The organism is Amycolatopsis sp. NPDC051903, from assembly GCF_044452505.1.
GTDB lineage: Bacteria > Actinomycetota > Actinomycetes > Mycobacteriales > Pseudonocardiaceae > Amycolatopsis.
In genome coordinates this window covers 38,044-60,555 of record NZ_JBITBT010000023.1, presented here as the reverse complement: position 1 = coordinate 60,555, position 22,512 = coordinate 38,044, and the positions used below count along the sequence as shown (strand labels likewise).

13 protein-coding genes and 1 other RNA gene are annotated in these 22,512 nt (G+C 71.4%); 12 read left to right on the top strand and 2 right to left on the bottom strand.

The window, feature by feature from the left end; translation table 11 throughout:
- The first annotated feature begins 8 nt into the window (after positions 1-8).
- The 4 genes from ACIA77_RS34545 (at position 9) to ACIA77_RS34530 (ending at position 4,705) form a co-directional block, all read left to right on the top strand.
- Positions 9-830 (top strand): Nif3-like dinuclear metal center hexameric protein, encoded by an 822-nt coding sequence (locus ACIA77_RS34545; RefSeq protein ID WP_395890247.1) that lies wholly within the window; start codon positions 9-11, stop codon positions 828-830.
- 53 nt (positions 831-883) lie between these two features.
- Positions 884-1,621 carry a zinc ribbon domain-containing protein gene (locus tag ACIA77_RS34540; protein ID WP_395890246.1) on the top strand — a complete coding sequence of 246 codons (738 nt, stop codon included), beginning with the start codon at positions 884-886 and terminating at the stop codon, positions 1,619-1,621.
- Positions 1,618-2,757, top strand: a complete 1,140-nt coding sequence (locus ACIA77_RS34535) for a bifunctional RNase H/acid phosphatase (RefSeq protein ID WP_395890245.1) — start codon at positions 1,618-1,620, stop codon at positions 2,755-2,757. The genes ACIA77_RS34540 and ACIA77_RS34535 overlap by 4 nt, the downstream gene beginning before the upstream one ends.
- Before the next feature lie 199 nt (positions 2,758-2,956).
- On the top strand, positions 2,957-4,705 hold the full coding sequence (locus ACIA77_RS34530) for a hypothetical protein (RefSeq protein ID WP_395890244.1): 1,749 nt from the start codon (positions 2,957-2,959) through the stop codon (positions 4,703-4,705).
- Here the strand turns inward: ACIA77_RS34530 and ACIA77_RS34525 are convergent.
- A complete protein-coding gene (locus tag ACIA77_RS34525) occupies positions 4,702-5,883 on the bottom strand; it encodes an SLC13 family permease (RefSeq protein ID WP_395890332.1) in 1,182 nt (393 codons plus the stop codon). The two genes, ACIA77_RS34530 and ACIA77_RS34525, sit on opposite strands and share 4 nt — an antisense overlap.
- A 1,249-nt stretch (positions 5,884-7,132) precedes the next feature.
- Entirely contained in the window at positions 7,133-8,257 is a 1,125-nt protein-coding gene (gene sfnG / locus ACIA77_RS34520; protein ID WP_395890243.1) for a dimethylsulfone monooxygenase SfnG, read from the bottom strand.
- A 265-nt stretch (positions 8,258-8,522) separates the two neighbouring features.
- On the opposite strand from sfnG, the gene rnpB reads away from it, so the two are divergent.
- The 8 genes from rnpB (at position 8,523) to ACIA77_RS34480 (ending at position 18,406) form a co-directional block, all read left to right on the top strand.
- Positions 8,523-8,918: RNase P RNA component class A (gene rnpB / locus ACIA77_RS34515), an RNA gene on the top strand.
- Positions 8,919-9,662: 744 nt separating this feature from the next.
- A complete protein-coding gene (locus tag ACIA77_RS34510; RefSeq protein ID WP_395890242.1) occupies positions 9,663-10,511 on the top strand; it encodes a hypothetical protein in 849 nt (282 codons plus the stop codon).
- Positions 10,512-10,993: 482 nt separating this feature from the next.
- Positions 10,994-11,260 (top strand): hypothetical protein, encoded by a 267-nt coding sequence (locus ACIA77_RS34505; RefSeq protein ID WP_326568540.1) that lies wholly within the window; start codon positions 10,994-10,996, stop codon positions 11,258-11,260.
- 12 nt (positions 11,261-11,272) lie between these two features.
- Complete coding sequence (locus ACIA77_RS34500; RefSeq protein ID WP_395890241.1) at positions 11,273-11,761, top strand: hypothetical protein; 489 nt, start codon at positions 11,273-11,275, stop codon at positions 11,759-11,761.
- 3 nt (positions 11,762-11,764) lie between these two features.
- Positions 11,765-14,734: an ATP-binding protein gene (locus ACIA77_RS34495; protein ID WP_395890240.1), complete on the top strand. Its 2,970-nt coding sequence runs from the start codon at positions 11,765-11,767 to the stop codon at positions 14,732-14,734.
- Positions 14,731-16,800 carry a magnesium transporter gene (locus tag ACIA77_RS34490; protein ID WP_395890239.1) on the top strand — a complete coding sequence of 690 codons (2,070 nt, stop codon included), beginning with the start codon at positions 14,731-14,733 and terminating at the stop codon, positions 16,798-16,800. The genes ACIA77_RS34495 and ACIA77_RS34490 overlap by 4 nt, the downstream gene beginning before the upstream one ends.
- 3 nt (positions 16,801-16,803) lie before the next feature.
- On the top strand, positions 16,804-17,403 hold the full coding sequence (locus ACIA77_RS34485) for a hypothetical protein (RefSeq protein WP_395890238.1): 600 nt from the start codon (positions 16,804-16,806) through the stop codon (positions 17,401-17,403).
- A gap of 4 nt (positions 17,404-17,407) precedes the next feature.
- Positions 17,408-18,406, top strand: coding sequence for a C40 family peptidase (locus ACIA77_RS34480; protein ID WP_395890237.1), 999 nt, complete (start codon positions 17,408-17,410; stop codon positions 18,404-18,406).
- Positions 18,407-22,512 lie beyond the last annotated feature (4,106 nt).

Below are 22,512 nucleotides of genomic sequence, written 5' to 3'. Positions count from 1 at the left end.
ATCCCGTGGTGCCCGCCCTAGCCGAGATCATCGACGTCCTCGAACGCAGCTACCCGCCGGACCTCGCGGAGAGCTGGGACGCCGTCGGGCTCGTCTGCGGGGACCCGGCGGAGCCCGTGACGCGCGTGCTGTTCTGCGTGGACCCCGTCGAGGAGACGGTGGCCGAAGCCGAAGAGCTGGGCGCGCAGCTGATCGTCGCGCACCACCCGCTGCTGCTGCGCGGCGTGCACGGCGTCCCGGCCGACACCGCGAAGGGTGGCCTCGTGCACCGCCTGATCCGCGGCGGCCGCGCGCTCTACTGCGCGCACACCAACGCCGATTCAGCCGACCCCGGCGTGTCCGACGCGCTCGCGCAGGCCCTCGGCCTCGAGGTCGACGGCCCCCTCGACCCGCACGAACCCGGCGGCCGCACCGGCGTGGGGCGGCTCGCGCACCTGGCCGAACCGGAGCCGTTCGGGGCGTTCGTGCAGCGCGTGGCCGACGCGTTGCCGGCCACCGTGCCCGGCGTGCTCGGCGCGGGCGACCCCGAGCGGCCGATCCGCACCGTCGCCGTGTCCGGCGGCGCGGGCGACTCCTACCTCGCGCGGGCGAAGGCGGCGGGCGTCGACGCGTTCGTCACGGCCGATCTGCGCCACCACCCCGCCGGCGAGCACCTCGCGGGCACCGGCCCGGTGCCCGCGCTGGTCGGGGTCACGCACTGGGCCAGCGAGTGGCCCTGGTGCGGGCAGGCCTCGGCCCTTGTCGACGCGGCCTTTGCGGGTAACGTCGTCAGTCACGTCTCCACGCGGTGCACCGACCCGTGGACCGTCCGCGCCACCCCTGCCCGCTGAGCCCTCCCGCACCCGATTCCTCCACCGAACCCCTCCCTCGAACAAGGAGCACCGTGAAGGCCGACCCCGCCGTCCAGCGCCAGCTGCTCGAACTCGCGAAGGTGGACGCCGAGCTCTCCCGCACCGAGCACCGCCGCCGCACCCTGCCCGAGCTGGCCGAGATCGAAGCCGGTGAGAAGACCGCGCGGGAGAAGCGCGACGCGCTGGTGTCCGTGCAGACCGCCGCCTCCGACCTGGACCGCGAGATCGCGCGGCAGGAGAAGGAGGTCGAGTCGGTGCGGGCGCGCGAGGACCGCGACCGCAAGCTGCTGGAGTCCGGGTCGGTCAACGCCAAGCAGATGACCGACATCGAGCACGAGCTGCAGACCCTCGGCCGCCGCCAGAGCGCGCTCGAGGACGACCTGCTTGAGCTGATGGAGCAGCGCGAGGCTTTGGAACTCGACGCGCAGCGCACCGGCGCCGAGGTCGACAAGGCCGAAGAGGCCGTGGCCGCCGCGGTCGCGCGCCGCGACGAGGAGTTCAAGGACCTCGACACCACCCGCGCCCGCCGCGAGGAGGACCGCGCGAAGCTCGTGCCGCGGTTCGACGAGCCGCTGTTGAAGCTGTACGAGCGCGTGCGCGCGCACAAGGGCATCGGCGCCGCGCTGTTGCGGGCCCGCCGCTGCGGCGCGTGCCAGCTGGAGCTGGACCGCAACACGATCGCCGAGATCAAGGCGACGCCGGAGGACACCGTCGTGCAGTGCGAGAACTGCGGGGCGGTCCTCGTCCGCACCCTGGAGTCGGGCCTGTGACCGACCGCGTCGTCGTCGAGGCCGACGGGGGATCCCGGGGCAACCCGGGCCCGGCGGGCTACGGCGCGGTCGTCAAGGACGCGGGCACCGGCGAGGTGCTGGCCGAGCGCCACGAGTTCCTCGGCGTGGTGACCAACAACGTCGCCGAGTACAACGGGCTCATCGCGGGCCTGACCGCGGCCGCCGAGCTCGGCGCGTCCACTGTGGACGTGCGGATGGACTCGAAGCTGGTCGTCGAGCAGATGTCCGGCCGGTGGAAGATCAAGCACGCCGCGCTGCAGCCGCTGGCGCAGCGCGCGCGTGAACTCGCGGACCGCTTCGACCGTGTCACGTACATGTGGATCCCGCGCGCAGAGAACTCGCACGCCGACCGGCTGGCCAACGTCGCCATGGACGGCGGCACCGGCAAATCCGGTGGCACCAAGCCCGAGCCGCAGGTCAAGACCACCGAGACCGGGGAAGCCGACCGCGTCGCCAAGGCCGGGTGGACGGGCGCGCGCGGCACGCCGACCCGCGTGCTGCTCCTGCGCCACGGCCAGACGGAGATGTCGATCGACCGTCGTTATTCGGGCCGCGGTGACGTGCCGCTCACCGAGCGCGGCCAGAGCCAGGCGGCCGCCGCGGCGAAGCGGCTGGCCGCGATGCCGGGTCTCGTCGGCGAGGACGGCGAGGCGGCGCCGATCGTCGCGTCGCCCCTGACGCGGACGAAGCAGACCGCGCAGGCGGTGGCGGACGCGCTGGGTACCCGGTTCGTCACGCACCCGGGCTTCATCGAGACGGACTTCGGCGCGTGGGAGGGCCTGACCTTCACCGAAGCCGCGGAGCGCGACCCCGAACTGCACCGCTGCTGGCTGCGCGACTCGTCGTGCGCCCCGCCCGGCGGGGAGAGCTTCGACGCCGTTTACGAGCGCGTCGGCCAGGCGCTGCGCGACCTGATCGACCAGTGCACCGGCCGCACGGTCGTGGTCGTCAGCCACGTGACGCCCATCAAGACGGTCCTGCGCATGGGCCTCGACGCGGGGCCCAGCCTGCTGTTCCGGCTGCACCTGGACCTGGCGTCGCTGTCGGTGGTGGAGTTCTACCCGGATGGCAACTCGTCCGTGCACCTCGTCAACGACATCTGCCACCTCTCCTGACCGAGCCGCCGCCGACCGGGCGAAATGTGGCCCGGATCACGCTCAGGGACGACGTGTCGGCGGCCCTCGATCCGGTATTGGCTAGAGTGCTGTGTCGACCGCGGCGCCGCGGCGCGGGTCCCACGCGGGACCCTCATGAGGGGGGCGCAGGCTCGTGCGTTTCTCGGCAAGCTCTGCGAGTAGAAACAGTGACGAGGTAATGACGGCTAGCGCACTCAGCGAAGCATCCGAACGCGGCCTCCCCGAAGAGGTCGTGCCCGAGACCGCCCGCGGCCTGCGCCACGGCTGGCTGGCCGCCACGCTGGCGGTGCTGGCCGGCGTCGCCGCCGTCGCCTGGCACGCCACGCGCTACGGCCACTGGATCGTCGACGACGCGGCCATCACGTTCTCCTACTCGCGCAGCCTCGCCGACGGTCTTGGCCCCGTGCTGCAGCCGGGCGCGCCGCCCGTCGAGGGGTTCTCCGACCCCACGTGGATGGTGCTGCTGGCGCTCGGCAAGCTCGCCGGCCTGTTCGACCACGGCCTGCTCTTCGGGATCCCCGACTACGTGCTGTTCCCGAAGCTGCTCGGCCTGCTGTTCACCGCGGGCATCCTGATCCTCTGCCACGTGGTCGCCCGGCAGGTCCTGCCGCGCCACGCGTGGGCCGCGACGCTGGCCGTGGGCCTGACGCTGGCGACGATCCCGTCGTTCGTCATCTGGGTCGTGTCCGGCCTGGAGAACTCGCTGTTCGCGTTCGCGGTGCTCGGCCTCGCGACGGTGCTGTTCACGGCCGTGCGCAAGGAGCGCACGCTGTCGTGGAAGGTCGCGGTGGCCGCGGGCGTGATCGTCGCCTTCGCGGCTTTGACGCGCCCGGAAGGCCTGATCTACGCGGGTGCGTACCCGATCGTCCTGCTGTTCGGGGTGCGGCGTGCGGGGTTCTGGATTTCGTTCCGCTACGCGGTGCTGTCCATTGTGGCCTTCGCCGTCCCGTTCGGCGCGTACGTGGCCTGGCGTCACAGCGAGTTCGGCGGCCGGTTACTGGCGAACCCGTCGGTGGCGAAGAAGCAGGGGCTGCCCGACCTGATGTCGGTCATCCGGCCCGGCACCCTGGCCCTGTACGCGGGGGTCGCGGCCGTGGTGGTGCTCGCGGCGGTGGCGATCTGGGCGCTGAAGAAGGCGCCGTGGCGCCGGTCGCTGGTCGCGCTGCTGACGCCGTTCGCGCTGGGTGTGATCGCGTTCGGCGTGATGGTGCCCGACTGGATGGCGCAGTTCCGGTTCGCGACTCCCGTGTGGGTGCTGGGCGTGCTGGCGGGCACGCTGTCGTTCGCGGAGCTGCTGCGCACGGTGAAGGTGCGCTGGCGCGCCGTCGCGTCCGTGGTGGTGGTCGCGGCGGCCATCCCGTCGCTGGTCGGGTTCGTGCAGCAGTCGGACGAGTTCATCAAGAGCCCGACCGTCCCCGCGTGCCTGATCGCCGACCGCTTCGGCCGCGGCTTCAACACCTACGCCGACATGCTGGGCCTCAAGCAGGCCTCGCTGCTGCTGCCGGACCTCGGCGGCTCGTCGATGACCAGCCGCCTGCAGCTCGTGGACATGGCGGGACTCGTGAACGCGCCCATCGCCGACCTCACCCACGACGACAACATCGCGGGTCTGCGCGACTACGTGTTCGACACGGTGAAGCCGACCTTCATCCACTCGTGGGGCCCGTGGGCCGGCGGCAACGGCATCTCGCTCGACCCGCGCATCGACCGCGACTACTACCCGATCTTCATCTACCCGGGTCCGGGCCTGCGCAACGGTGACTGGGTGCGCAAGGACGCCGTCACGGACCTGGCCAAGCTCCAAGCCGTCCAGCACTACGCGGCGACCACGATGATGGACGTCGAGGCCTACCGCTTCGGCAACGGCCTCGACGACTGCGGTCCCACGCTGGAGCCCGGCCAGACCATTCCGCCGCGGGCCTCCTAAGGCAGGACCACCCACAGCGCGGTCGTCGCGGCGGCGAGCGTGAGCGGGGTCGTGAGCGCGCCGAGTTTCAGGAACTCGAGCGCTCGCGGCTTGTGCCCGTGGCGCGCCAGCACGCGGCGCCACAGCAGCGTCGCCAGCGAGCCGAGGTAGGTCGCGTTCGGGCCGACGTTCACCCCGATCAGCACGGCGAGCAGGACGCCGGTGTTCGGGTGGTCACCCAGGACCGACAGCAGGATCAGCGTCGCGGGCAGGTTGTTGACGAGGTTCGCCAGCACCGCCGCGACCGCCGTCGCCAGCAGCAGCTCGGGCAGGCCCGCCGTGGTGGGCAGGAGCTGTTCGAGCACGCCGCCGAGCACGTGCTGGTCCACAGCTTCGACCGTGACGGCCAGCCCCAGCACGAACAAGACCAGCAGCGGTGACGCCTCGGTGACCACCTGCCACGGCCTGATCTTGCGTTCCGCCAGCGCTTTGGCGCTGAGCACCAGCGCCGCCAGCGCGGCGATCCAGACCGGCGCGACGTGCCCGAACTCCCCGACCGCGAACCCGACCAGCATCGCCGCCAGCACGACCAGCGCGAACACCGGCGCTCCCCGGTGCTGCGGCTGCTGCGTGCTCCGCGGGCCTCGGAGGTCCCTCCTGAAGAACCGCGTGAACACCACCAGTTCGAGGGCGAGCGTGACCAGCCACGGCAACGCCCTGAGCGCCGTGAACCCCGCGAAGGTCAGCCCGGACGCCGCGAACGCGAGGAGGTTGGTCAGGTTCGACACGGGCAGCAGCGTCGACGCGGAATTCGCCAGGTGCGCACACGCGTAGACGTGGGGTTTCGACTCGAGCCGCAGCTTCTCCGCCGTCGCCATCACCACGGGCGTCAGCAGGACCACCGTCGCGTCCAGGCTCAGCACCGCCGTCACCCCCGCCGCCGCGGCGAACGTCAGCACCAGCAGCCGCCTCGCCTCCCCCCGGCACACCTCGGCGAGCCGGCTGCCCAGCCACGTGAACACGCCGTCGATCGCGGCCAGGTGACTGACCAGCAGGATGGCCGCCAGGAACCCCATCGTCGGCAGGATCTCCCCGACCCGCCCCCACGCCGCCGCCGGCGTCGCCAACCCCAGCCCCAGCACCACCCCGGCCACCGGCACGGCCACCACCGCCTCCGGCAACCCGCGCGGCCGCACCATCGCGAACCCCAACGTCACGGCCAGCAAAACCAAACTCACAACGGCGGCAAGGGGCTCGGGCACAGCTGAACGCTAGCCGCCGACCGCCCCACCACAGGCCCGGCGTGGGCTGCCTCACCGGGCCCCGGCTGCTCCCACCGGCCACCAGTACGGGCCACTCTCACCGGCCGCCGGCTCACACCCCGATGCGGACACCGTTTCGCGCCACGGCACGCTCCGCTCACAAGACACGGGGCCAGCTTCGACCGTCGCCCCGCGGCACGCTCCGCGCACCATCACGCCGAGGCGGCTCCGATCGCGTACAGGAACGCCGAGGCTGGTCCGACCGCCTACAAAACGCCGAGGCGGCTGCGACCGCGTACAAAAACGCCGAGGGCGGGTCCGACCGCGTACAAAACGCCGAGGCGGCTGCGATCGCGTACAGGAACGCCGAGGCGGCCGCGACCGCGTACAGGATCGCGGGGGAGCAGCTTGGCCCGCGGGCGCGGGCGCCGACTTCGGCGGAAAGCGCCGACTCATCCCACGTTCGTCGGCTCACGCTGCGGCTGCCGGCTCGCCCTGCGGTGCCGGCGACCTGCATCCACCAGCCACAACCCCCCACCAGACAGGGCCCCGCCCGCCCTGGGGGCTGACCCCGCTCCATTTTATCGGCCACCACCGACAAAACCCGCCACGAAGCCGCAAACGGTGCTGTTCATCCACAACTCGCCGACCATGTGGACAAACCAGAATTCGCCAGCCCACACCGCACCAGAATCGTGGACAATCGCGCCCCGTCCGGTCAGCCATCCGCGGCAGGGACTCCGCCACGGGGCCGATCTCCGTGCTGAACCGTTCGGCGAACCCCGCCGGGCAGGCCGGGCCACCCATCGAACGTCTCAGCCGCCAGAGTCCGGCGCCCAGGGCGAGGCCTTGATGAACCTGCGCCGGGAAAACCCACAGCACTCTCGGCGCCTGCCGAAGTTCTCAGACGAATAGGACCTGCTCCGCCCATGGAGTGTCCTTACATAACCCGCGCTGGGTGGCCGCCCAGGTTCATGGCGCGCTCAGCGGCAACGAAACGTCTCAGCTGCCAGCCGCCGGGCCCGGCCGAACTTCGAGCCGCCTTACTGCGCTGGGTGACCGCCTAAGTTCATGGCGCGGTCGACGTCAACTGAACTTCAGATCCCAGCCAGCTCAAACCCGGACGACCCCGCAACCAACCTCCGCCAGCCCAACCCCCGCCATTCTGAGCCGCTCACAAACCACCTCAAATCCCCACCGGCTCCGGAACACCCTTCCCCTTCGCCAGGTCCCGTTCCTTCTCCCGGATGATCGGCAGCACCGTCTTCCCGAACTGCTCCACATCCTCCAAATAGTGCAAGAACCCCAGCAGCAACAGGTTCGCCCCGCGCTTCTTGTACTCGAGCGCCCGGTCCGCGATGTGCTCCGGCGTCCCGATCAGCTGCGTGCGGAACCCGTCGTTGTACTGCACCAGGTCTTTGAACTCCGAGTCCGCCCACATGCCCTTCGAGTCGGCCGTCGACTTGCCGGCCTGCGCGACGGCGGCGCGGAAGCCTTCGACCGCCGGGACGTTCGCCTTTTCGACGATCTCCCGCAGTACCGCTTCGGCTTCGGCGGCCGTGTCGCGGGCGATGACGAAGCCGTTGAGTCCGAAGCGGACAGTGCGGCCGGCGGCGTGCTGCCGGACGTCCGAGACCTGCTCGCTGAACCCGTCGTAGTCCTTGCCGTTGCTGAAGTACCAATCGGACACGCGGCCGGCGACGCCGCGGGCCGCGGTGGAGTTGCCGCCCTGGAAGATCTCCGGGTGGGGCCGGCCGGGCGCGGGCACGGGCTTGGGTTTGACGTCGAAGTCGTGGACGCGGTAGAAGTCCCCCGAAAACGAGGCGTGGTCGTCGGTCCACAGTTCGCGGACGGTGCGGATGAACTCCTCCGTGCGGCGGTACCGCTCGTCGTGTTCGAGCCACGGTTCGCCCAGTTTGGTGAATTCGTCCTTGAACCAGCCGCTGACGACGTTGATGGCCGCGCGGCCGCCGGAGATCACGTCGGCGCTGGCGACGAACTTCGCCAGCACGCCGGGGTGCCACAGTCCGGGGTGGATCGCCGCGATGACCTTCAGCCGCTGCGTGGCGAGCAGGAGCGCGAGGCTGAACCCGGTGGATTCGTGCTGGTAGGCGGCGCCGTAGCTGGCCGTGTAACGGACCTGGGTCAGGGCGTACTCGAAGCCGTTGTTCTCCGCCAGGACGGCGAGCTCCTTGTTGTACTCGTATCCCCAGTCGGTGCGCTGTTCGATGTCGCTGGTGACCAGGCCGCCGCTCACGTTCGGGACCCAGTAGGCGAATTTCAGGGGCTCGTGCAGGTCTGGCGCGGACATGCGGCGAGTGAAACAGCGGCGCCGAAACGGGGTCAACGGCCTTCCACGCGCTGGGATCCTCCACAAAGGACCTGGTACAGATCCACTTGAACCACCCCGCCGCGCGGCGCGTATTCCCGAGCGGAAGGAGGTGGTCGGCGGTGTTCGGCCTCGTGCAACTGCTGGAGCTCGCCGCGCTCGCCGTGATCGTGACGCTCGGCGCGGTCGAACTGCTCGCCCCGCCGGGCGTCCGTCCGGTGCGCGGACGGTACGATCGTCGAGCGGACGAGTTGGCAGGACGGTCGCGAATCGGGGTGACCCGGTCCGAGGAAAGTCCGGACTCCGCAGGGCAGGGTGGTTGCTAACGGCAACCCGGGGTGACCCGCGGGACAGTGCCACAGAGAACAGACCGCCGCCGTCCCCGGACGGCGGTAAGGGTGAAACGGTGGTGTAAGAGACCACCAGCACCCCGGGCGACCGGGGTGGCTCGGTAAACCCCACCCGGAGCAAGGCCAAGAGGGAGCTCGCGCTCCTGCGCAGGCGCCTGAGGACGGCCCGTCCGATGCCTGCGGGTAGGCCGCTGGAGCCTGCCGGCAACGGCAGGCCGAGATGGATGACCGTCGCCCGGCCGGCCGCAAGGCCGCGCCAGGAACAGGATCCGGCTTACATGCCAACTCGTCCGCCCCGTTTTCGGGGCGGTCTTTTCGCGGGGCCGGGTGCCGGTGCGGTGCCGGGTGCCGGTGTTGGTCCGGCGCGGTCGCGCCGGCTTGTGGTGCTTGTGGCGGCGGCCGTCCTGCTGATGGCGGCGTCCTGCTGGTGGCGGTGCCGGTGTTGGTCCGGCATGGCTTTGCCGGCTTGTCGTGCTTGCGCCCTGCTGGTGGTACTTGGTGGTGCTGATCCGACTTTTCCGGGCTGTCTTCTGATGCTCCCGGTGCCCGGTGCCCGGTGCCCGGTGCCCGGTGCCCGGTGCCGGACCGCCGTGTTCGTACTGCCTTCCGGTGCTGCCCCGTGTCCGGTGCCGGCCCGACGCGTTCGTGTATTCGTGCTGGTGCTGATGCCGGCACGCCGCGACTGCCGCCTCTCGCGGCGCTGCCTTCCGAAGCCGATCTCCCTCGTCGAGTCTCCGTTCCTCGGCCGCGCCCCCCTCGACCACTGCTCCCCACCGTTCCGCCCCTGCCCGCACCTGCTGCTTGATCAACCCCTCAAATCCCGCCTCTGCCATCCCCCAACCGAGTTGTGGATGCCTGACCGAGTTGTGGACAACTACCCCGACCTGCGGCGATCTCGACAGAATCGTCGGTGCCGGCCGGTAGAATGGGCATGGGACGCCCCCCTCGGGAGGGCGGGGGCCTGTCCGGCGGGGGCCTGTCCGGCGGGAGCCGACGAGCGCGCACCCCGCGCCTACCGCCCGGTAGCATCCGGGGCCATGGGTGAAGCAGCCGACGCGGCGAAGAAGTTCAAGGGCACCTTCGACACCCTCCACTCGCTGATCTACTTCGTCCCGGAGGCCGAGCGGCACCTCACCGCGGCGGGGCTGCGGCCGGGGCGCATGACGTACTTCGCGAGCCGCTCGGCGCCGTTGGGGGCGGTGGGGGCGGGGGTCGTCACCGCGACGTTCTACAACTTCAACCCGGAGGTCGTCGAGCGGCACATCCCGCGCGCCTGGACCTGCGCGACGCCCGAGGCCGTCCTCGAAGCGCGCCTGAACGCCGTCGACGAGGCCTACCGGCGGCTCCTCGGCGACGAAGTCCTGCAGGGCGGCGAAGTGGCCGAGGCCGCCGAGCTGGCGCGGGAAGCCGCGGGCGGCTGCCGCCCGGAGGGGCGAGCGCTGTACGCCGGGCACGCGAGCCTGGCGTGGCCCGGAAAGCCGCACCTGGTCCTCTGGCACGCGCTCACGCTCCTGCGCGAGCACCGAGGCGACGCCCACGTCGCCGCGCTCCTGGTGCACGGGCTGACCGGGCTCGACGCCCTCGTCACCCACGTCGCGAGCGGCGCCGGCTTCACGCCCGAGATGGCGAAGCGCACCCGTGGCTGGAGCGAGGAGCAGTGGGACGCCGCTGTGAACCGGCTGAACCGGCAGGGCGTCATCGGCCCCGACGGTGATCTCACGGACAAGGGGGCCGAGTTGCGGGAGCGCGTCGAAGCCGCCACGAACGCGGCGTCGGAAGAGCCTTGGACGCACCTCGGTGAGGAAAAATCCACCCGCCTGGCCGAGCTCTGCCGGCCGCTGAGCCGCGCCGTGGTCAATGCCGGCGCGTTTCCGCGAAACCTCTAGGCAGATCGATAAGGCACGGCTCGTGCCCGTTGTCCTGTATCACGCTATGTAGTGAAAACCCCCGCGCGACTTGCGCGTATCGTGACAAGCGCCTCACTGCGCCGCAGCCGCGAACGCGTAGCGAAAGCAGCGTGGTGCTCACTCAGCGGACTCGTGAGGGGAGGCCGAACGGGGCATGTCACACTGGTTTCGGCCGCCGCACGTCCGCACGGGAAGTACCCAGAGTGAGCAAAGCACTCCCAGTACGGTGACTTCGTCGGTCCACTGCGAAATCCGGGTGGCCGGTCTTAATACCCAGCACCCTTGCCAGCATGATGGAGGGCGAGGAATTCTGACCAGACGACCCCGACCCCCCGCCCGCGTCCACAAGTCGACATTACACTGCGCGCTTTGACCACTACCGCATGTGACGCCATGATGTTGTTCGAGGCTTCGCCGAAGCCAGAACCGCGCGGTACCGTCCGCGCACCGGGAGTATCGCGATGACCACCATGACCACCCTCGAGACGCTGGCCGCCGGCGAACTCGGCACCGGCAACGTCCGAAACTGGTTGCTCGACAACATCGTCCCCCTGGTGTTGCTGGCCGTCGCCCTCCTGCTGCTCTGGCTCGGTGGCGGTAAGGGCGACAACGCGGGTGTCATGCGCCGGCTCGCCGGTGTGGTCATCGCGCTCGCCATCATCGGACTCGCGGTCAGCGGCGCCGGCGTCAACGTGGGCCAGTGGATCGCCGGCCTGTTCACGGGCTGAGGCGGAGCAGGCGTGCGCATCAGGACGGATGACGAGGTCTACCGGGTCGACGCCGTCTGGCTCGGCCCGCCGAAGGCGACTTTTCCCTGGAGAGCCCGCTACGTCGCGTGGCTCATCGGCATACCCATCTTCCTGCTCGTACTCACCGTGGAGAGGTGGGCGGGCTGGAGCTTCGGATTCTTCTCCACGGCGTGGGCGTTCGTGGCCACGATCGTGATCACCCGGCTGATCACCGCGAAGATCAGCCACGAGCGCCCGCTGGGCGCGGTGGTCGCGATGGCCGGGCGCGAGCTGAACACACCGCGGGAGACGACCGCGGCCACGGGTGGCGCGGTGAGCGCCAGCCGTATCCGCGTGCGGGCCGAGCGCCCGCTGCCGAAGCACAAGAGGAAGCGGGCCTACCGGCACCACGGCCACGGCCAGGGCACCGGGACGACGGCCGGAGCACAGGGAGCACCACGAGCGCGCCGGAGCCGCCCCGCGGCTCGGGCCGGGAGGTAGTCGTTGTTCGGTCGCGGCGGAAGCCGAGGAAAGCGTGATCGAGGCGTGCCCACGGGCGCCTGGGAGACGCCCCAGCAGGTCCGGCAGCCATCGCCGAGGAACTCCTCCTCGGGAGGCAAAGCCCGGCGGCTGCCGGGGGAGCAGGCCATCCCCGCGTACACGCCGTCGATCGCCGCGCGCAGCATCGACGGGCACCTGCTGCGCACCGGGCACGAGGTCTACGCCTGGTACCGCCTGGCGCCGCAGCGGTGGTCGTTCCGCTCCGACTCGCAGCGCCGCGACCTGATCGCCGCCATCGCGGGCCAGTACGCCGAGCTGCAGGGCCGGTGGTTGCACCTGCGCGTGACGAACCGCCCGTACCCGATCCGCATGTGGGCCGAGGCCCACGTGCACAACGCCGTCGGGCGGCCGCAGGACGTGCCGGGCGCGCTGTCCTTCGACGACTACCTCATCGGCGAGCAGCAGCAGCTGATGGGCCGCTCGATGGCCGAAAAAGAGGTCTACCTCGGCGTCCAGGTGCAGACCCGGCGCATGGTGGACCGGGCTGTCGAACGCGCCGCGCCCGTGCTGCGCAAGATCCTGCCCGAGGCCGTCGACGCCGAACTGGTGGCGCTGGACTCGGAGGTCGAGCACCTCGACCAGGTCATCGGCACCGCGGGGCTGGAAGGCCGGCCCGTGCACGCCGAGGAGATGTCCTGGCTGATGCACCGCTCGTGCTCGCTGGGCCTGCCCGCGCCGCGGAACATGCCCGCCGTGCCGGGTGCCGCGTGGGAGCCGGAGGACCTGGCCAGCTTCACCGACGCGGCCGACTTCCACGCCGACCCGTACGCGCCGACGGTCACCGTCCGCGGCCGCACGGGCTCCAACGCCGGCGTGTCGCGGCACCTCGCCGTGCTGACCGTCGGCCAGATGCACGGCCTGCAGATCCCCGAGGTCGACGATCCGTGGATCCAGCACGCCGACCGCCTGCCCGCCGCCGTCGAGGTGTCCGCGCGCATCTACGTGCGCCGGCCCGAGGAGGTCTCCGGCGAGCTGCAGCGCCAGATGAACAAGGTGCGTTCGCAGGTCAAGCACTACACCGACGAGCACGAGCTGGAGCCGCCGCAGTCGCTGGCGCGCCAGGCCGGGCGCGTGCTGGAGATCGACGACGAGATGACGTCGGGCTTCACCGCGCTGGCCACGCGCGTGCGGTCGTGGTGGCGGCTGGCCGTGTCGGGGCCGACGGAGCGCGACGCGCTGCGCTTGGCCCAGCAGCTGCTCGACCTGTACAAGCCGAAGGTCGCGATCGAGCACCCCGAAGCCCAGTACGCGATGGCCCGCGAGTTCATCCCGGGCGAGCCGCTCGCGTCGGCCGCGTACATGCGCCGCGGGTCGGTGGTCTGGACGGCGTCGGCCGTGCCCACGGCGACCGCGGAGGTCGGTGACCGGCGCGGCATCCTGCTCGGCGAGACCGTCACCGCGACCCGCCGCCCGGTGGCGTGGGACCCGTGGATGGCGCAGGAGATCCGCGACGGCTCGGGCCTCACCGCGATGGTGGCCGGCCTGGGTGGCGGCAAGTCGTTCCTCGGTGGCGGCATCGTCTACAAGACGCTGCGCTCCGGGGCGCACTGGACGATCCTCGACCCCTCGGGTCCGCTCTCGCGGCTGTGCGACCTACCGGAACTGAGGCCGTACGCCCGGCCGATCAACCTGCTCAACGCGCAGCCCGGCATCCTCAACCCGTACCGCGTCGTGGCCGACCCGCTGCTCGAGCACTTCATGGACGAGGACGACCCGGAACGCTCGTGGCGCCGCGAGAAGGCGCTGGCGGGCGCGACCCGGCGGCGGCTGGTGCTCGACGTGCTCACCGGCGTGCTGCCGTACGAGGTGTCGCGCATGGCGCAGACGCGGATCGTGCTGCTGCGCGCCGTCCGCGCGGTCGGCGGCCGCTTCGACGCGGACCCGGGCCAGGTCATCGACGCGCTGCGCCGCGACTCGAGCGAGCACCACGAGCACGCGGTCGTCGTCGCCGACTTCCTCGACGAGATGCGCGAGCGCATGGCGCTGCTGATCCCGGAGCGCGACGCGGACCCGTACGCCGAGAGCCGCGACGACCGCATGACCGTGCTGACCATGGCGGGCCTGACCCTGCCGAAGGACGGCGTGCCGCGCGAGTACTGGACGGACGCGGAGTCGCTCGGCGTCGAGATGCTGAACCTCGCGGCGTGGCTCACGCAGCGGTCGGTCTACGAAAAGCCCAAGGAGCTGCGCAAGGGCGTCTGGATCGACGAGGCGTTCTTCCTGTCGGAGGTGCCGACCGGGCGCGTGCTGATGAACCGCTTCGCGCGTGACTCGCGCAAGTGGAACGTCCGGGTGCTGCTGTCCTCCCAGATCCCGGCCGACTTCCTGAAGATCCAGGGTTTCGTCGCGCTGCTGGACTCGGTCTTCGTCGGCCGCCTCGACGACGACGACGCCCAGGCCGACGCGTTGCGCCTGCTGAAGGTGCCGGTCGGCGTGGGCTACGAGCAGGTCGTCGCCGCGCTCGGCCGCCGCCCCGGCGCGCAGCGCGGCGTGGAACGCGACGTCGAACCCCGCCAGTTCATCTTCGGCGACGGCGCCGGCGGCGTGGAGCGCATCCGCGTCGACTTCTCCGGCCCGCACCTCGACCAGCTGCGCTCGGTCATGGACACCACCCCGGGCTCGCCCGACGCGCGCACCAAGCCCGGCACCGACCTCGTGCTGCCCCACGAGGAAGAGCCCGCCCCGTACGTCCCCACCCCACCAGAGGACGACGAGCTCGAGCAGGACTTCGAATTCCAGGCGGAACTCGAAGTCGGCCTCACCGACGAGCAGCTGCTCGGGTCCCCGGACCCGCTCGCGTCCGAGACCGGCGAGGTGGAGGGCGCGGTGCAGAACGGCAACGGATCCCACGGTCACCCCGACCGACACGCCCGCGCGGGCGGCAAGGGTGGTACCGGCAGGGATGCCGCGTGAACACGGTCTGGACGCTGGCGTTCGTCCTGTCGATCGCCGCCGGCTGGCACGCGCTCAAGCGGCGGATCAAACAGGGGCCCCAACCGGGCGCGCGCCGGCCGAGCCGGCGCGCTGCCATGGTGGCCGTCATCACGATCCTCGGCCTGCAGACCGTGATCATGGCGCCGTCGGCCAACGCCGCGGCGTGCGGTGAATCCCCGAACCCCGAGCGTCCCGGCGCCGGGATGGTCGGCGCGATCGACCCGCCGGAGGGCCACGGCGAGCCGGGCAGCGCGTACATCGATTACGACTACGCGGGCATGGTCTGGAACACCTACCAGACCAACTGCACGGCGCTGTCCGCCATCGCCTCGCCCAGCTCGACCATCGACACGTGGGCGGGCAACCAGCTGTTCAACATCGGCAAGAACATCGTCGGCGCCACGAACTCGCTGCACTACACCGTGCTCGAGGGCGGGCTGCTGAACCCGATCTACAACGCGGTGAAGTCGGGCGCGGAGAAGGTCTACAACAACATCTACGCGCAGCTGTTCGGTCTGGTCGCGCTGATCATGTCGATCATGCTGTTCCGCAACATCTGGCGCGGTGATCTCGCCGGGGTCAGCAAGCGGGCGCTGTACGCGCTCGCGGGTGTGTGGCTGGCGGCGTCGTCGCTGGCGATGCTGCGGTACTTCGACCCGATCGACAAAGCGATCGTGCAGACCACCACGAACATCCAGGCGGGCTTCGTCGACGAGACCTCCGACCGGATCGTCCGCGACATCCTGCCGACGAACCTGCACACGCAGATCGTCTACGACAACTGGCTGCGCGGTGAGTTCGGCTCGCCCACGGCGCCGCAGGCCGACCAGTTCGGCAAACCGCTGCTCGACGCGCAGGCGTTCACCCGCGACCAGCTCGTGAACGTCGACGACGCCAAGCAGAACGTCGTCGACGCCAAGAAGGCCGCCTTCAAGGACATCTCCACCAAGCTCGGCCCCGCCACCGGGTACTTCACCGGGGAGTCCGGCGGGCGCACCGGCGCCGGGTTCCTCGCGCTGGGCCAGAGCGTGGTCTACTCCCTCTTCCAGCTCCTGGCCAAGGCGTCCGTGCTGCTCGCGCAGGTGCTGATCCGCCTGTTCACCCTCACGGCGCCGCTGATCGGGCTCGTCGCGCTGCTGCACCCGGACATCCTGCGCCGCGTGCTGAAGGTCGCCGGCGGGATCGCGTTCAACCTGGTCGTGCTGTCGGTGCTGGCGGGTGTGCACGCCCTGCTGCTGCAGGCCATCTTCGACGCCGGAAACTCGCTCAACCTGCTCACGCAGATGGTCCTCGCCGGACTGATCACGGTGCTGCTCTTCCTCGTCGGACGGCCCGTGCGGCGGTTGTGGCAGATGGTCGAGATGTCCGTGAGCATGGTCGGCGCCGCCGTGCCCGGGCCGAACGCGGGGATCTTTTCGCGCTTCCGCAAGAAGGCCGGGCCGACGCCACAGGACGAGTTCTGGCAGAACGTCCGCGAAAGCGACGAAATCGAAGGCGAAGCCCGGGGCCCCATGGGCGCCACCGTCGGCGGCGGGCGCTACCGGCCGGAGGCCGCGGTCTTCGCCAGCGCGCAGCGCCTCGACAACGGTTCGCGGTCCGCCCGGCCCGCCGCCGCGTGGTCCGGTGCGCCGTGGCCCGGAGCGGTCGGCTCGAGCGGCGCGCAAGGCGCGCTGCCCGCGGGCGGTGGCGGCGGTTCGCCGGTGTTCGGGCAGTACAACCCGGTGGGCGGGGACCCCGGCGACTACGCCGTCGGCGCCCGGCGCGTGCCGTCGCGGGAGAGCCGGCGCGTCGACACGTCCCCGGTGGCCGACCGGCGCTGGAGCGACGAACCGGAACCGGTGGTGATCCCGTCGCGGATGCGTTCGTCCGAACGCGACTACCCGGAGTCCATTCCGGAACAAGCCGGCGGGTACACGCCGCCGGGTGTCCGCGCGCAGCCGCGCCGGGTGGATCCCGAAGTGGTGGCGGGCAAGTCCGTTTTCGTGCTGTACCGGCCTTCACGTGGCATCGAGGTGCGCGACACCGACCAAGCCATGGGGCGGTGACGGATGCCGATCCGCACCAACCGCGGCCGGGCCGCGGTCTACCGCCGCCTGTGGGGATTCCCGCTGCGTTCACCCCGCCACCTCGCCGGGACGGTCGTCTTCTTGGCGATCCTGGTCACCGCGCTGGGCATCGTGCTGCCGAAGGTGATGGGTAAACCGGCCACGGCGACGCCCGCCGGGCCGGCGGCCACCTCGTCCGCGGCGCCGACGACCGGGGTCGCGGCGCCCGTGCCCAGCACCGAAACCCTGCCGACGCGGTTGTCGAGCCCGCTGCTGACCCCGACGTCCGCGCCGCCGAACCCCGAGGCCGTCGACGTCGCCAAGCAGTGGGCCACCGCGTGGGTCAACCACCCCGAGGGCATCAGCAACGCCGACTGGCTCAAGGGCATGCGCCCGCTGACCACCGACGAGTTCCTCCCCGTGATGTCCACTGTGGACCCCGCGAACATCCCGGCCACGCGCGTGACCGGCGAACCCGCCGTCGAGTCCTCGTTCACCAGCTCCGTCAAGGTCATCGTCCCCACCGACGGTCCGAAGCTGCTCATCACCGTGGTCAACACCGGTGCGGGGTGGCGGGTTTCGGACTACGACCAGGCGAGCTGACCCGGTGAAGATCGCGATCCTCGTCACGGTGATCGTCGCCGCCGTTTTCGCGACGGTGCTCACCGCCAGCACCGTGACGAAAGTGGTGGTGGACCAGCAGGAAGCCGCCGCGGGCGGGATCCTCAACACCTCGTGCGACGCCGCGATCGGCCCCACCCAGCCCGGCCAGCCCCAGCAGGGCGCGGCCCAGGCCGGCAACCTCGACGACGAGCAGCGCGGCATCGTCTCGCTCATCATCTCCATCGGCAAGCAGCGCAGCCTCTCGCCGCGCGCGTGGCAGGTGGCGATCCAGGCCGGCATGACGGAATCGGGCCTGCACAACCTCACCTACGGCGACCGCGATTCGCTCGGCATCTTCCAGATGCGCCCGTCGATGAACTGGGGCAGCACGGCGGAGGTCACCAACCCGAACTACGCGATCAACAAGTTCTACGACGTGCTGCTCGCCGTCCCCGGCTGGCAGAACGAACGCCCGGGCGACGCCGCGCAGGCCGTCGAACGCTCCGGTTTTCCCGACCGCTACCACCGCTGGGAAGCGATGGCTTCGGTGCTGGTCGAGAACCTGGGCCAGGTCGTCAACGCGTCCGGCTGCGGCGAGGGCCTGGGCGCGGCGCTCCCGCCGAGCCAGGCGGCGGCGCAGGCCATCAAGTTCGCGCTGGGAGAGCTGGGCAAGCCGTACGTGTGGGGCGCGACCGGTCCCAACGCGTACGACTGTTCCGGTCTCATGCTGCGCGCCTACGAGTCGGCCGGCGTGATCCTGCCGCGCGTCTCCCAGGACCAGTACAAGGCCGGCGCGATGCTCCCGGTGCGCGAGGCGCAGCCCGGTGACCTGATCTTCCTCGCGACGGACCCGGCCGACCCGTCGACGATCCACCACGTCGCGATGTACCTGGGCGACGGCAAGATCGTCGAGGCCCAGCAGACGGGCGTGCCCGTGCACGTGCGCCCGTTCTCCTTCGACGAGGCTGAAGTGGTGCCGCAGGCGGTGCGTCCCGGCGTCTAGCATGGAGTTCGGGAGTCACCGGCTCTTGACCCGGACCGGGGTGACCGCCAGGCCCGCTGGATCGCGGGGCGGATTCACCCGAAGTCGCGGCCTGTCCACGAGCACGCGGCCGCGCGCTGGCAGAGGATGACACACGTGGCACGGAAATTCGGCAAACGCGGCAAGCCCCAGGGCGAGCCCCAGGACCCGCGGACGCTGTTCGGCGCACCCCAGCCGCCGCGGCAGGCCGCGCACCCCGCTTCCAGCACACCCCTGGCCGACCACCTGGCCCACGGCTGGCCCGGCGTGGACGCCGGTTACGTCGTGCTGCCGCGCTCCCTGGCCGAAGGCATGTCGCTGCCGTGGCAGCAACAGATGGCCGCCCTGCTCGCCCAATTCCACGCGGAACACTCCCGGCTCGCCTGGCCGATCTACCGAGTGGTCCCTTCGCGCTACGAACAACTCGTCGACCTGGACGAAGAACAACTCGCCGAAGCCGGCTACCTCGTCGAAATCGACACCGACGGCGAAATGATCTACCGCGAACGCAGCGGGCGCAAAGTCGAGGACCCCGTGAACACGACCGTGCTCGTGTCGTGCCTGGACCCGATCCCGAAACCCGCCCCTCGCCCCGCCGCGCCCGCCCCGGCCCAGCCACTGCAGGCCCCCGCGCCGATGAACATCGGGCCCGCGCCGGTGTGGCGCACCGTTCCTCAACCCGACGGGACGGATGCCGGGTTCGAGGGGAGTGCTCCGGACGCGCCGGGCCGCGCCCCTGAGCAGGCGGGGTGGCAGCCGGGTGCTGCTCCGCCCGAGTCGACGAGTTGGCAGGCACCTCCGGCTGCTCAGCCTGGACTTGAGCCGGGCAGTCGGCAGCAGGGTCCTGTCGGCCAGGCGGGTGGCGAAGCCGCGAGCTGGCAGTCGACCACGGCTGCCCGGCCTGGTTCTGGGGCGACGAGCCGGCAGCAGGGTCCTGTCGGCCAGGCGGGTGGCGAAGCCGCGAGCTGGCAGTCGACCACGGCTGCCCAGCCTGGTTCTGGGGCGACGAGCCGGCAGCAGGGTCCTGTCGGCCAGGCGGGTGGCGAAGCCGCGAGCTGGCAGTCGACCACTGCGGCTCAGCCTGGTTCTGAGGCGACGAGCCGGCAGCAGGGTCCTGCTGGTTCGGCGGGTGCTCCCTCGGCGGGTTGGCAGCCGGCCTCTTCCACCCAGCCTGGTTCTGAGCCAACGGGTTCGCAGTCGGCTCCGCCTGGTCCGCGGGCGTCGGCGGCCTGGCAGCCGGCTCCGCCAGGGCCACCGGCCCCGGCGCCGGTGGGCTGGCTGACGCCTCCTTCGGGTCCGCCATCGCCCGAGCCGACAACCTGGCAGTCGACTCCGGGTGCGCCAGAACGACAGCAACGTCCAGGCAGCGAATCCGATAGGGCCACATCCGCACCGAGCGCCGAATCAGCGGGCTGGCACCCACCCGCAGGCCCGACTCCGCCCGGGTCAGCCCCCGCCTTCACACCGGGTGGCCCGGCGGTTCAGGGTTCTGTTCCTTGGGATCCGGCTGTCCCTCCTGTCCCGGCTCACATGCCGGTGACCTCGCACCCCCAGTGGACCTCGGCACCTGCCACACCGCCCGGGCCGATCACCCCACCCGCCGGCCAGACGCCGATCGCCCAGACGCCCGAGCCGGGCGTGTTGCCACCCGAGAGCGCGTACACGGCGCCAGTCGCCCAACCGGCGCCGCTCCTGCCTGCCGAACCTCTTGCGCCGGAGCTCGTCGACCCTCCTGAGGTCGCCCCGCCGCCTGCGGTCACCGGACCTCAGCCCCAGGTGAGCAGCAGCTTTGCCGCGCAGGCGCCCCACGCGTCCCGACGGGAGTCGACGGCACCTCTTGCGGACGTGCCACCGGTTGCCCACCAGCCTGGAGCAGCTGAGCACCCGCCTTCTGCACTTCAGCCGCCCTCCGCCGCAGAACCAGCCGCTGCGCCATCGGACTCGCGGACGCCGACCAGGCCCGGCGCAGAGCCCGAAACTGTCCAGCGCCCAGCACAGGCAGAGTCGAACCAGCCGCAGTCCGAGCCGGCCCTCCCGCACGTCGGCGAGGAAGAGCACCAGGTCGACGCGCTCTCCGAGCCTGCAGCCGAGGAGTCCTGGGTTCAGCAACAGCCCACCCAACCTGTGCAGACTGAGGAACCACCCGACTCAGCCGGTCCGCACTCAAACCAGAATCCCGCCCCGGAGCAGCACGCGACCGATTCGGCACAGTTGCAGGAACCGGCTGAACAGCGGGAACCGCACCAGCCCCCGGGGCCTGAACAGCCCCTCGAAACGCCTGGTGCCACTGAGCAACACGAGAGCGCCCAGCCGGCATCAGCGCATCGGCCCACCGAAGCTGCGTCGGAACAGCTTTCGGACGTTGCCACTGTCGATCCAGAACCCGCATCGTCCGACCAGCCGCCTGCCGCGACGCAGCCCGAGACGGCACCGGCGACGGAGCCATCCATGGAGCCGCCGACACCGAGCACAGCTGCGACCCCACAGCACTCATCGGCCGAATCGTCCAGCCCTGAACTGGCAAACCCCGCAGCGGAGCCCCGGCCCGCCGAAGTTCCGCCCCCGCACGACACACAGCCCACCGACCAGCGTCCCCACGAAGCACCAATCCCGAGCCCCCAACCGGACGCCCAGCAACCCACCGAAACCGCTCCCGCCGAACCTCCACCGAACGCCCCGACACCGAGCGGCACCACTCCCGACGGAACCACCCCAAGCGACCCAGCACTCGCCGGACCGCCTTCGACTGGACTCGCCGCTGCCGACCCTGCCTCCGGCGCACCACCGCCGGACGCGACGACGCGAGGCGAGACCGCGCCGCGTGGAGCGGAACCTGTCGAGGTCCCGGTAAATGGGCCTGCGCGGGCTGAAGCTGCGCCGCGCGGAGCGGATTCCGTCGAGGTCCCGGCGAACGGGCCTGCGTCGGGCGAAGCTGCGCCGCGCGGAGCGGAACCTGTCGAAGTGGCGGCAAACGGATCTGCGCGGGGCGAAGCCACACCGCGCGGAGCGGAATCTGTCGAGGTTCCGGCGGGCGGGCCTGTGCGGGGTGAAGCTGCGCCGCGTGGAGCGGGATCTGTCGAGGTTGCGGCGGGCGGGCCTGTGCGGGGTGAAGCTGCGCCGCGTGGAGGGGATTCCGTCGAGGTTGCGGCGGACGGGCCTGCGCGGGGCGAAGTCGCGCCGCGTGGAGCGGAGTCCGTCGAGGTTCCGGCAAACGGATCTGCGCCGGGCGAAGCCACACCACGCGGAGAGCAACCTGTCGAAGTCCCGGCCAATGAACCTGCCCCGGGCGAAGCCACACCACGCGGAGAGCAACCCGTCGAAGTCCCGGCCAATGAGCCTGCGCCGGGCGAAGCCGCACCGAACGACACCACGCCAAGCGTTCCACCGTCCGGCGGACGCGCGCCGAGTTCGTCTGCACCTGGCGATCCGGTGCCTGATGCCGCGGTGCCGGGCGAGCCCACGCCAAACGGGGCAGTGCCCGGCGGACCTGCGCCGAGTTCTGCTGCGATCAGCGCGCCGGCACCTGGTGGAGCGGCATCGGGCGAGGGCGAGCAAAGTGCTGTCGCGCCCAGCGGACCAGCGCCGACCGGCGCGGTGCCGAGCGAGTTGGCCGGCGGCGAAATCGTGCCTGGCCTGACGACACAGAACGAGGCCGCGCCCGTCGGACCCGTCCCCAGCGAAACGTCGCCGAGCGGGCCGGCGTCGGGCCCAGCTGTGCCTGGTGAGACCGCACGCAGCGGGCCCGCACCTGGCGGTCCGGTGCCGAGCGAAGCCGCGCCGAGCGAGCCGGAGCCCGGCGGGCCGACGTCGGCAGGGCCGTTGCCCGGCGGAAGTGTGCCCGCCGGACCTGCGCCGGGTGTGCCTGGTCCAGTGCCGGGCAGCGGGCAGCCGCCGTTGCCGCAGCCGGGTGGACGGGGCGGGGAGGCCCGGCCGCCGCAGGGGTGGGAGCAGCCGGTGCAGGCGCGGTGGCCCGAGTTGCCCCAGCCGCAGCCCCGGCCGCAGTTGGGGCCGGACGGGCGACCACTGCCGGTGTTCCCGGGGCAGGAGTCGGGGCCCGTCGCGCCGCCGCCCGTGACGGCGCGGGGGTA